The 10571-nt window shown below is 36.3% G+C and carries 12 protein-coding genes; 1 reads left to right on the top strand and 11 read right to left on the bottom strand.

What is annotated here, in order from left to right; genetic code table 11:
• A partial coding sequence (locus PLH43_RS11450) for a dockerin type I domain-containing protein (RefSeq protein ID WP_324363208.1) occupies nucleotides 1-686 on the top strand: 686 nt, incomplete at its 5' end.
• 80 nt (nucleotides 687-766) lie between these two features.
• On the opposite strand, the gene PLH43_RS11445 is transcribed toward PLH43_RS11450, so the two are convergent.
• The 11 genes from PLH43_RS11445 to PLH43_RS11395 form a co-directional block, all read right to left on the bottom strand.
• Nucleotides 767-1504 carry a serine protease gene (locus PLH43_RS11445; protein WP_324363206.1) on the bottom strand — a complete coding sequence of 246 codons (738 nt, stop codon included), beginning with the start codon at nucleotides 1502-1504 and terminating at the stop codon, nucleotides 767-769.
• Between the two features lie 397 nt (nucleotides 1505-1901).
• The gene (locus PLH43_RS11440; RefSeq protein ID WP_324363204.1) at nucleotides 1902-2966 is read right to left on the bottom strand and encodes an ABC transporter substrate-binding protein; all 1065 of its coding nucleotides are present in this window, start codon (nucleotides 2964-2966) and stop codon (nucleotides 1902-1904) included.
• A complete protein-coding gene (locus tag PLH43_RS11435; RefSeq protein ID WP_324363202.1) occupies nucleotides 2963-3757 on the bottom strand; it encodes an ABC transporter permease in 795 nt (264 codons plus the stop codon). Before PLH43_RS11435 ends, PLH43_RS11440 begins: the two co-directional genes overlap by 4 nt.
• Nucleotides 3751-4578 (bottom strand): ABC transporter permease, encoded by an 828-nt coding sequence (locus PLH43_RS11430; RefSeq protein WP_324363201.1) that lies wholly within the window; start codon nucleotides 4576-4578, stop codon nucleotides 3751-3753. Before PLH43_RS11430 ends, PLH43_RS11435 begins: the two co-directional genes overlap by 7 nt.
• Nucleotides 4575-5633, bottom strand: a complete 1059-nt coding sequence (gene potA / locus PLH43_RS11425; RefSeq protein ID WP_324363199.1) for a spermidine/putrescine ABC transporter ATP-binding protein — start codon at nucleotides 5631-5633, stop codon at nucleotides 4575-4577. The genes PLH43_RS11430 and potA overlap by 4 nt, the downstream gene beginning before the upstream one ends.
• A gap of 9 nt (nucleotides 5634-5642) precedes the next feature.
• Entirely contained in the window at nucleotides 5643-6182 is a 540-nt protein-coding gene (locus tag PLH43_RS11420; protein WP_324363197.1) for a cupin domain-containing protein, read from the bottom strand.
• 415 nt (nucleotides 6183-6597) lie between these two features.
• Nucleotides 6598-7251: a restriction endonuclease gene (locus tag PLH43_RS11415; protein WP_324363194.1), complete on the bottom strand. Its 654-nt coding sequence runs from the start codon at nucleotides 7249-7251 to the stop codon at nucleotides 6598-6600.
• Between the two features lie 74 nt (nucleotides 7252-7325).
• Nucleotides 7326-8102 carry a GNAT family N-acetyltransferase gene (locus PLH43_RS11410; RefSeq protein ID WP_324363192.1) on the bottom strand — a complete coding sequence of 259 codons (777 nt, stop codon included), beginning with the start codon at nucleotides 8100-8102 and terminating at the stop codon, nucleotides 7326-7328.
• Nucleotides 8099-8968, bottom strand: a complete 870-nt coding sequence (locus PLH43_RS11405; RefSeq protein ID WP_324363190.1) for a methyltransferase domain-containing protein — start codon at nucleotides 8966-8968, stop codon at nucleotides 8099-8101. Before PLH43_RS11405 ends, PLH43_RS11410 begins: the two co-directional genes overlap by 4 nt.
• Nucleotides 8969-9152: 184 nt before the next feature.
• The gene (locus PLH43_RS11400; RefSeq protein ID WP_349255151.1) at nucleotides 9153-9425 is read right to left on the bottom strand and encodes a hypothetical protein; all 273 of its coding nucleotides are present in this window, start codon (nucleotides 9423-9425) and stop codon (nucleotides 9153-9155) included.
• A 71-nt stretch (nucleotides 9426-9496) separates the two neighbouring features.
• Nucleotides 9497-10258: a hypothetical protein gene (locus tag PLH43_RS11395; protein ID WP_324363188.1), complete on the bottom strand. Its 762-nt coding sequence runs from the start codon at nucleotides 10256-10258 to the stop codon at nucleotides 9497-9499.
• Between the last annotated feature and the right edge of the window lie 313 nt (nucleotides 10259-10571).

The following is a 10571-nucleotide window of genomic DNA, read 5'->3' as shown; positions in this document are numbered from 1 at the left end:
TGGAAATAAAAACAAGACTCAACAACAGGACAGCATGGCCTGCAAGAGTGTCTGAAGGTCTTTCCTTTAGATATTTCATGGACCTTACTGAAGTAATTGAGGCAGGATACAGTCCTAACGATATAACAATATCGGGCGGCCAAGGTTCAAAAGGCAAAGTATCCGGTCCGCATTTGTGGAACAAAGATAAAAATATATACTATATAGAAGTCGATTACACCGGAGACCCTCTCTTCCCTGGCGGACAGGACCATTATAGAAGGGATTCATCTTTGAGAATTGTTGCACCCGGCAACAGCGGCTGCTGGGACAACGAAAACGACCCGTCATTTAAAGGGTTGTCAAAAACCAGTGATTTAAAGAAGGCAGAATACATACCTGTTTATGAATACGGTGTAAAAGTTGCAGGAATAGAACCTGAAGGAACAGTTGTTCAACCTTCACCTTCACCATCACCGACATCAACTCCTTTAGATGATATTCTGTATGGAGACGTAAACAATGACAAATCAGTAAATTCAACAGATGTCACATATTTAAGAAGGTTTTTACTAAAACAAACAAGCACTCTTCCAAATGCAAAAGCAGCAGATGTAAACGCAGACAGTAACGTAACTTCTACGGACTTGGCTATCTTAAAAAGGTATATACTGCGTTCAATTAATAAGCTACCTTATAAAAATTGATGAGTACTTTTAAAATTACTGAATAGAAAAATTCATATTAAGGTTGTAAAAAACCCAGGGACGCTAAATCCCCGGGTTTTTTATGTGCCTGCCAATGCCTTTTTTATCGTTTTTTCTATACTGGTGCAAGGATTTGCCACCCCAATTTTTTTACCGTATTGCTCTCCACCGCCAACATTTAGCCCCACAACTTCTCCCGATGAATTTAGTATGGGTGCTCCACTTGTTGCATCTAATATAATGTCTTTATCCTCATACTCAAAAAAAATCATTTTGTCTGAAGCAGATTTAACTTTCGCTTTATGTAATCTCGGTTCCACGTCAAGTATTGTAGGTGCTGCAAGCCATACCGTTTCGCCCTTTTTAGGAAGCTTTGAACTCAATTTTAATCGGTTGGCACCAAGGTTCTCACCATAATAAAAAGCAACTATATCCTTATCCACCTCAGGGTAAGTATCGGCATCTTCAATCTTTAAAACTTTTTCACATTCTCCACACAGATTATCGTTATATGCATCAGTAAATATAGCTTTTTCAACAACATCCGGCAAAGCTTTAGCCGGAATTTTTTCATCTAAACCTCCGGATTCTCCAAACAAGTGGTAAGCAGTCAGAACCAAAGATACATTTTCATCTTGAAGCTCTACAGCAAAAGCAGTACCGGCACTGAAAGTAATATCTTTTAACACAAACTCCGGTCTTAAAACCGTATTATCGGAAAGTAGAGGCGGTGTATCTTCATTGCTTGGTCCTGAACAGGATGTCATCGCTAAAATTGAAATGATTACAAAAATAATGATTGCTTTTCTGATATTCATAAATTCCCCCCATTAATTATTAGAATTTTGACGGACATATCGTAAAATTAATGTATTTTTTTATGTATATTGCGTTATGTTGCAAAAGATTTAGTGCCAATCGTAAAGCTAAAAACTTAATATTTTATATAACGCCACGATATGCCTTTAATACCCTTATTTTACACTAAAAATTTTTAAAAAAATATAGTAAGTTTTAAAAAACACTTGAATATGATTTTAATGGCTGATTATAAAAGTTATCGGAGAAAAAATGCAAAGATAGGTATACTTTAATATGAAAAGATAATAATGACTAAAGAATTTAATATAGCCAAAAATATATTTTCTCGAAAAGAAAAATGTTTTATCTTCATTTTTCTTTTCGAGAAATTCTGTTCATCTTTCTGTTAAATAACTAACGCAAAGACGCTTTTAACTCGTTCCATTTGTCATTATAATAAGCTGTCATCTCAGGACCAAGGTCTACAAAAACTTCACACTTGTCGACAATCTCTTGTGGAGGATAAGCTGCCGGGTTGTTGCGTATTTCTTCATCCAACATGGCTTTTGCCTCCGTATGTGGTGTGGAATACCCAACATAATTAGTATTGTTGAAAGCAATCTGAGGGTCGTTCATAAAATTGATGAAAGCCTCTGCTGCTTCTTTGTTTTTGGAAGTCTTCGGAATAACCATGGCATCAACAAAGAAATTGGTACCTTCTTTCGGAACAGCATATGCCAAATTCTCATTGTACTCGGAAGTATAAACTGCTTCACCGGAATAGATTACTGCCAAAGCTCCCTCTTCACCAATCATCTTGTCTTTTACCTGATCCATTACATAAGCCTGAACCAACGGACCCTGCTCTATCAAGCTTGCCACAGCTTCATCCACCTGTGCCTTATCAGCACTGTTTAGAGAATATCCCAATCTCTTAAGGGCTACTGCAAAGGAATCTCTTACCGAATCCATCATTATGATTTTTCCCTTATATTTGCTGTCCCAGAGGATATCCCAAGAATCAACCTCTTCATCCACCATTTTTGTATTGTAAAGTATTCCAAGGGTACCCCAGAAATATGGCACAGAATAAGTATTATCCGGGTCATAGGGCAAATTTTTGAATGTGCTGTCTATATACTTGTAATTAGGAATATTGTCAAAATTCAAAGGCAACAGTTCATCTTCCGCAATCAACTTTTCAATCATATAGTCGGACGGAATCATTACATCGTAATTTACAGCACCGGACTTATATTTTGCATACATGGTTTCATTGGAATCAAAAGTTTCATAAATAACCTTAATACCTGTTTCTTTTGTAAAAAGCTCAATAGTGTCTTCAGCAATATAATCTCCCCAATTGTAGACATAAATAGTCGTACCTGCCAAAGGCTTGTTGGGGTCATTTCCAGCATTGTTGGCACAACCGGTAAATACAAATATCAGCACAGTCAATAACAATACAATTTTTTTCATATATTTATTCCTCCCAATTTCTTTGTATTTCTGTCAGTACGTTTATTTATTATTAAGAGCAATATTAATATGGACAAGAACAACACAGTTGATACCGCATTGATTTCAGGTTTTATACCCCTTCTTGTCATGGTGTATATGGTTATGGAAAGGTTGGTTACTCCCCCACCGGTTGTAAAATAGCTGATTACAAAATCATCCAGTGACAATGTAAATGCCAATAAAAACCCTGTAATGATGTTGGGCATAATCTCAGGAATAATAACCTTCCAAATGGCTTGCATCGGATATGCGCCCAAATCCAGTGCCGCCTCATATGTGTATTTATTCAACGAGCTTAACTTGGGTAAAATGCTCAATATCACATAGGGTATGTTAAATGTTATATGGGCAATCAGCATGGATGTGAATCCAAGCTTTAATCCAATTGCCACAAAGAACAACATAAAAGCAATTCCCGTAACGATATCCGCATTTAAAACCGGTAGATATGTCACATTCAAAATCACCGATTTTGTCTTCTTTTTCATCACATGAATACCGATGGCTGCCAAAGTACCTATAATTGTAGCTATAACTGACGCCAGCAAAGCTATCAGCAAAGTATAATAAAGGGACTTTGAAATCATGGGGTCATTTAGCATATTCTTATACCATTTCAAAGTAAAGCCTCCCCATTTAGCCCTTGATTTTGAGTCATTGAAGGAAAATACTATCAATGTCAGTATTGGTGCATAAAGGAAAAGCATTATAAGTCCCAAATAAAGTCTCTCTATACCTTTTTTTACCATAATCCTGCACCACCTTCCATATCCTCATCGCTTCTTTGCATAATAGCCATAGAGATTAAAATTATTATCATCAATATAATGGAGAGAGCTGCTCCAAATCCCCAATCATAAGTCAACAAAAACTGCTGCTCAATTATATTGCCAATCAAATTAACTTTACCGCTGCCCAGCAAATTTGGAATAACGAAAGATGTCACCGCCGGCATAAATACCATTGTTATCCCGCTCATTACCCCAGGCATGCTAAGTGGAATGGTCACTTTCAGCAATCTCTTAAAATCATTGGCGCCCAAATCATATGCCGCCTCCATAATAGAATTGTCTATTTTAGCCAGCGCGTTGTATATGGGCAATACCATAAAGGGCAAAAAGTTGTAAACCATACCAAGTACAATAGCTTTTGGAGTTCCGATAATATCCAAAACGGGCAAATGAAGAGCCCTCAAAACTGTATTTAAAAGCCCGTTGTTAGTCTCCAACAATGACAGCCATGCGTAAGTCCTAAGGAGAAAGTTCATCCACATAGGTAAAATGAAGATGAACAGCATGGCAGCTCCTCCCTTGTTGCGCTTAACCAAAATCAAAGCCAACGGATAAGCCAAAATCAGGCAGATGACTGTTGCTATAAACGCATATAGAAAGGATTTTCCCAAAGCCACCATATATTTGCTGTCAAAAGACTTCATCAGATGGTCTAAAGCAAATCTAGTTCCGTTTGCATCTTTTACTGTAAAAGCATAATAAAAGATCATAACTAAAGGAACCACAATAAAGACAACCATCCAAATCAGATAAGGGGTAGCCAGCCATTTTCTATTCATTCTTCCGTCTCCTTCGCCATCTTCTTCATAATATGAATATCAAAAGGATCAACATTGATGCTAACCTGCTCACCGGGTTTAAAGTTCTTTGTATTGTGTATAACCCATTCAAAGCCGTCTGTCATTACACAAGTCTCGTAGTGAACACCTTTAAAGATACAGGAAGTCACTTGACCGTTTATTTTATTTTCCGAAGGTTCCAAGAGCTTTATGTCTTCAGGTCTTACCACAACATCCACATTCTCATTGATGGCAAACCCCTTGTCCACACATTCATAGATACGGCCAAAAATTTCAAGAACCCCGTCCTGCTTCATAATACCGTCGATAATGTTGCTCTCACCTATAAAGTCCGCAACAAAAGCATTAACCGGTTCATTATAAATATCTTCTGGAGAGCCCTTCTGCTGAATAACACCATTGTTCATAACCACAACCGTATCGCTCATTGTAAGAGCCTCTTCCTGGTCATGAGTTACATAAACAAAGGTTATTCCCAGCTCTTTTTGAAGGGTCTTAAGTTCATATTGCATTTCTTGACGCAATTTCAAATCCAATGCGCCAAGAGGTTCATCCAGTAAAAGAATTTCCGGCTCATTAACAATTGCGCGGGCAATGGCAACCCTCTGCTGTTGGCCGCCGGAGAGTTGCTCAATTCTTCGATTCTCGTACCCAACCAAATTCACTTGTTTTAAAGCTTTTTCCACCTTTTCCTTAATCAGGCTTTTGTTCATCTTTTTTATATTGAGGCCAAAAGCTATATTCTCATACACATTCAAATGGGGGAAAAGAGCATATTTTTGAAACACCGTATTAATGTTTCTTTTGTAAGGCGGTACATTGCTGATGTCCTTTCCCTGATGCAAAATAATACCTTCATCAGGCTTTTCAAATCCCCCTATCAGTCTTAAAGTTGTGGTCTTACCGCAACCACTAGGCCCAAGGAGGGTAAGAAATTCGTTCTTTTCTACATCCAAAGTGATGTTTTTCAAAACCACTTGGTCTTCGAAACTTTTTGTAACATTTTCTAACCTAATAATAACATTTTTCTCCACGGCAACCTCCTAAAAAGTTGGGGGCGCACTGACCCAAATCACTTGAGCCTCGCTTTCTCCCACATTTACTATATAATGCTTTCTTGTTGATTCAAAATAGAAAGACTCTCCTTCATTAACCCGATAACACTCATTACCTATGTGTACTTCAATGCTTCCTTTCACCACATAGCCGAATTCTTCTCCTTCATGGGGTTGGTCTTCCAAGGACCTGCCCCCCGGCAAGAGAGTCATACGGATGGGCTCCATGGCATTCTTCTGTGAATTAGGTACAACCCATTCTATAGTATTTTTCAGTTCGTTATCCGTTTTACTGAAATAGTCCTTCTCTTTAAAAATTATTTGTTTGTCCTCAGAATCACTAAAAAAAGTCTTTAAATCTGTGCCAAGACACTGGAGAATGTCAACCAATGTTGTAATAGACGGTGAAGTAAGGTCGTTTTCAATCTGGCTGATAAACCCTTTTGAAAGCTCTGCCCTGTCAGCCAACTCCTCCTGTGTCATTTGATTAGTGATTCTAAGCTGCCTTATTTTTGCGCCAATCTCCATACATACACATCCCGTAAAAAATTAAGAATGACAATCATTAAATTCAGTTTTACTAAACCAAAAGTTTACTTATAGTAAACATCTAGATTTAATTATATGACGATTTTTTCATTTGTCAAGAAAAATTTTTATCGCATACTAATTCCAATAAATTGCTGAAAATACTTAAATAATTCCATACCGGCAGGCTTTCTTATTTAGAATTTTTGACATCACTTATATATATTATAATATCCAAAATCAATATAAAATGTTTATTTAAAGATATGCATGGCATATTTTGTCTGCATTTTTTACTTATGCAAACATATCAAGACATGAATTTTTAAGTCTAATTCTTTTTTTACTTTAAGTTTATTCAAGGAAAGAATCTTTTTCAGAAACTGCGAAAAGGACACTTAAGAAGTGGATGAAATTATTTGAGTACTATAAATGGGCTATAATCCTTGCCACAACACTCACAAACATATTTATTTTCCAAAACATGGCTTGTAGCCCCACAAGAGTTGCAATATAAATGCTTGGCGTTACACTTTAAGCACTCACCAAATCCAAACATATATACTATTCCTTCAATTTCTACACCCCAACCTAGCTCCCATAATATAATTCCCGGTATAGATTTACCTTTATCTTCAGGATTTGTACATACATAGCATAAATCAGATATTGTATTATAGATATATGCTTCTTCGGCTTTTTGATAAGCTGTCTTCCAATCTATAGTTTCAAGCTTAATGTCGTCTCGATGACTCACTCGTCTAACAGCCCCAGAAGTAAATCCATCCTTTGATATTAAAATCCCGTTTTTTGCCTCGACATCCTCACACATTCCCAAAAACTCTTCTACACCTTTAATATCTATTTTGCCATTATGGTGTTTACAATCTACAATGGTAATGAATTCATCATTATCACATTTTTCTTTAATCAAGATGTCTATTTGACGTAATTGACCACTAAATTTACCTCTAATTTTTTGGTTGTATTTGACATCAATATCAATCGAATTCCTCTCGTCATGAAAAATTTTAGTTACCAGCCATTCATAGCTCTTCCACTCATTCATCAAATTACTATCCTTTCATATGTTTCTTTCAATCAATTTCAACTAAGCTCTTAAATGTCCCATATGTCATATTACTAAAAAATAATCTTTATGTCATTATCATAAGGCGCTTTACCGTCAAAAATATTTTTATATGAACACATCCACGTTGGAATAAATCCGCTTCTGTATGCAACAGCTTGTGATGCTATATTCGACGAAGCAGTTCCATAATAAGGTAATACTCCCCGCTCCATGATCATTATTGCAAGGTTGCTTACCAAGCATGCCGCAAGTCCTTTTTTCCTAAATCCCGGTAACACATCAATACCTATTTGCCACATTAAACCACTGTCGGCCGATGCTCCTGCCATTGCTACGATTTCATTATCATACATTGCATATACTGCAATTACATCCGGCCTGGGATGGTTTTTGTCATATTGGATTGCATTTTCAAAGCCCGGAAACTGATATAAATCATGTATCTCTTTTCCCTCTTTTATGTAATAGCTAAAACCTGAAGGCAAAGGCAACTTTTTTAGTCTGCCTAAATTAGGAACATAGTAAATGGTATGTCCGAATATAAAGGGTGCTACAAATACATCTTCCCTTGTTTTATTTTCCAATAAAGGCTTTACCTTTGCCAAAATCTCACTGTCTGCCGAAACAACTATGCCTCTACCCATAGTTGCAATTTCAAGAAAAGGAGATTGCCTGTCAAACATTCTCCTACCTTCATTTAGCTTTGCTTCACAAAATACTATACCATCATTAATAAAATCGTCCGGATCGCAGTTCATATCAATTGCCAATTGCTTTCTTACAATTTCCAATATTTTTGCTTTATCAAATTCCATAATCTCTTTCATCTCTCTTTCTCCATATTCTCTGCAATAATTGCAATTGATTCGCTATCATCCGTATATTCCTTGCCGGTAAAATCGGAAAAAACCTCTTTTATCCGAAACCCATTTTTAATCATAATCTCTTGAAGCTCTTCCGGTGCATAGTGCTTATCCCATAATCTATATATGCTAACCTTTCCATTCTCCTCAATAATCGTATGCTGACTTAATACAACATTTTCTTCATACTCAAATGACTCAAATAGCTCCATGTACGGATTTGGTTTCCAAAAGCCTCCATCGGTATTTATTGACCAGTTCTTTGACGGTTCCTTTTTGGCTTTAGGTGTCATCACATCAAAAATAAAATGCCCCTTCTGCTTTAATGCCCTTTTTATTTTTCCCAGCAGTTTATCCCTATCTTCATACGGCAAAACCGCAAAATCATAGTAAATCATCATTACAATGTCAAACTTCTCTTCAAAATCCATATCCAAGTAATTCATATACCTGTACTCAATGCTTAAATTCTTTTCCTTCGCATAATTTTGAGCATAGTCAATGGATCTTTTCGAATAATCTATTCCCGTCACATTGTATCCCTTTTCGCTAAAGATTGAGCAATACAATCCCGGTCCGCAACCCAAGTCAAGAATCTCTGACGATTCTTTCAAGCCAAGCTTTTGAATTATCCAATCACATGACTTTCTTATAGTTTCGAACTTTCTGCTTGCTGCATCCCAGTCCGGATTTAAGTGTGCCTCCAACATTCCTTTCGATATATGCTCATCATCCCAAAACAGTTCTTCACCCTTTTCAAACAGCTTTGGCTTTTCACAGCTTCTACTCAATAATGCTATATCCAGCTTTCCGATACTTATTGAATCCATAACATTATTCCCCCCAGAACATTCTCATAAGTTGCCGAACATTTTGCAATTTACATCTTCTTTGCAACAATTATAAACCGGTGTTGTATTCCCGAAACATATCCATTTTCAATCAATTCATTATGGACTTTGCATAAGTTCTCAAAGTGTGTATCAACAGAAAACCCCGGAAATTCCCACTCTATTACTTTCGCGTAGTATACCAATGCGCCCATGTCGTAGAATATAGATTTATTGTAAGATTGTATGGATGGTTTAGCGTTAGTAAAAATTCACCACCGCCAGTTCCCAAATCCAATAACTTGTCAGTAGACTTCAAATAGCTTAAAACAATTTGCTTATAATCCCACGGCAGCTCGTCATTAGAGCACCTACCGTCAATATAAGAAAAATCCCAGCCTTTAAATGCTTGTCTTTCTTCGTTCTTCAAATAAGTTTTTAATTGCTCTAAATTCACTGTAACTTACTCCTTCTTTACTCAATATCTGTTTATCCCGCAGTTTTCCTAGAAGGAATCTTTATTTTATTTTATTTTGCTTTACTTATAATTTTTCCGGAAAGCCAAAATGAGCCGGTTACAATTCCTCCAACTTTAACACTTTGGCTTTCTAATAAACTTACATCCGAAACAACATCAATTTCACCGCCAAGCAAACCAACTTTTATCCACCAGTAATTATTGCCTGTAAACTCATTTTTCTTATTTTGACACTCCAAAATACGACCGCTGAAAATAGCTTGAGCAGATAAAAATTTATTTGCTTCTCCGTTTGGCGAAAACAATCCCGAAGGTATAAATGATTCTGCTGCAAATTTCATTTCCAAATCCTGCGAATCAAAATATTCAGTTTCAGATTCAAATACGGATATTTCATGGGCAAATGCAGCAATTTGAACAGTAGCAAGTTGCGGCAAAATTATTTCTTCATAGACAGCAAAATCAGGAACATCAAAAACAAAGGGAATACCTTCTCCCATCCTATTTTCATCGCTGTCACCCAAAAAAGCATAAAATCCACCGTCAAGTATGGTATCATTTGGTTGATTGTTTTTACTTTGCAAAGACACTTGCATCCTTGAACTTCCTGAATAATGCGGATTTAAGCCTATTGCTTCATTTCGCTCACTTAGCTGTGCCCATAATTCAACTCCATTATGAACATCCCACTTTAAATATGTACCGCATTTAGTTTTTATACTCTGCCCGTTTTGAACAGTTTTTTTGAAGTAATCTATAAAATCCTCTTCTGATTTTATAGGCAATCCAATACTGGAAAAATGACTGGCCAAATAAATCACATCCCTTATATTGCTTTTATTATAACTTTACTTTCTAAATCAAAGCTTTCATTCCAATCAACTTTTTTCTGGTAACCTTGTAAGCTTATTTTAAGCTAAAAGGAATTAACCAAGCAACCCAATAACGAAACCGATATCAACGCGACAAGTAAACTTATTTATGTTCTACCGAAGCAATAAAATCTTTATATTGCGGTAATTCATAAACACGCTTCTTAATTGCAGTTGGATATGACGCAAACTGAGATAGAAGATTTATGTATTGGAGAGGCAAAATCAAAATCGTAAATATTATACATAGTAT

Origin of the sequence: Acetivibrio sp., from assembly GCF_035371925.1 — a bacterium.
Taxonomy (GTDB): Bacteria; Bacillota; Clostridia; order Acetivibrionales; family Acetivibrionaceae; genus Hungateiclostridium.
This window is presented reverse-complemented; position numbering and strand designations above follow the sequence as displayed.

Coding starts and splice junctions, on each gene's coding strand:
- PLH43_RS11405 (WP_324363190.1), bottom strand. CDS start 8,968: ATGGATTCAATAAGTATCGGAAAGCTGGATATAGCATTATTGAGTAGA.
- PLH43_RS11430 (WP_324363201.1), bottom strand. CDS start 4,578: ATGAATAGAAAATGGCTGGCTACCCCTTATCTGATTTGGATGGTTGTC.
- PLH43_RS11420 (WP_324363197.1), bottom strand. CDS start 6,182: ATGGAGATTGGCGCAAAAATAAGGCAGCTTAGAATCACTAATCAAATG.
- PLH43_RS11440 (WP_324363204.1), bottom strand. CDS start 2,966: ATGAAAAAAATTGTATTGTTATTGACTGTGCTGATATTTGTATTTACC.
- PLH43_RS11445 (WP_324363206.1), bottom strand. CDS start 1,504: ATGAATATCAGAAAAGCAATCATTATTTTTGTAATCATTTCAATTTTA.
- PLH43_RS11410 (WP_324363192.1), bottom strand. CDS start 8,102: ATGAAAGAGATTATGGAATTTGATAAAGCAAAAATATTGGAAATTGTA.
- PLH43_RS11415 (WP_324363194.1), bottom strand. CDS start 7,251: ATGAATGAGTGGAAGAGCTATGAATGGCTGGTAACTAAAATTTTTCAT.
- PLH43_RS11435 (WP_324363202.1), bottom strand. CDS start 3,757: ATGGTAAAAAAAGGTATAGAGAGACTTTATTTGGGACTTATAATGCTT.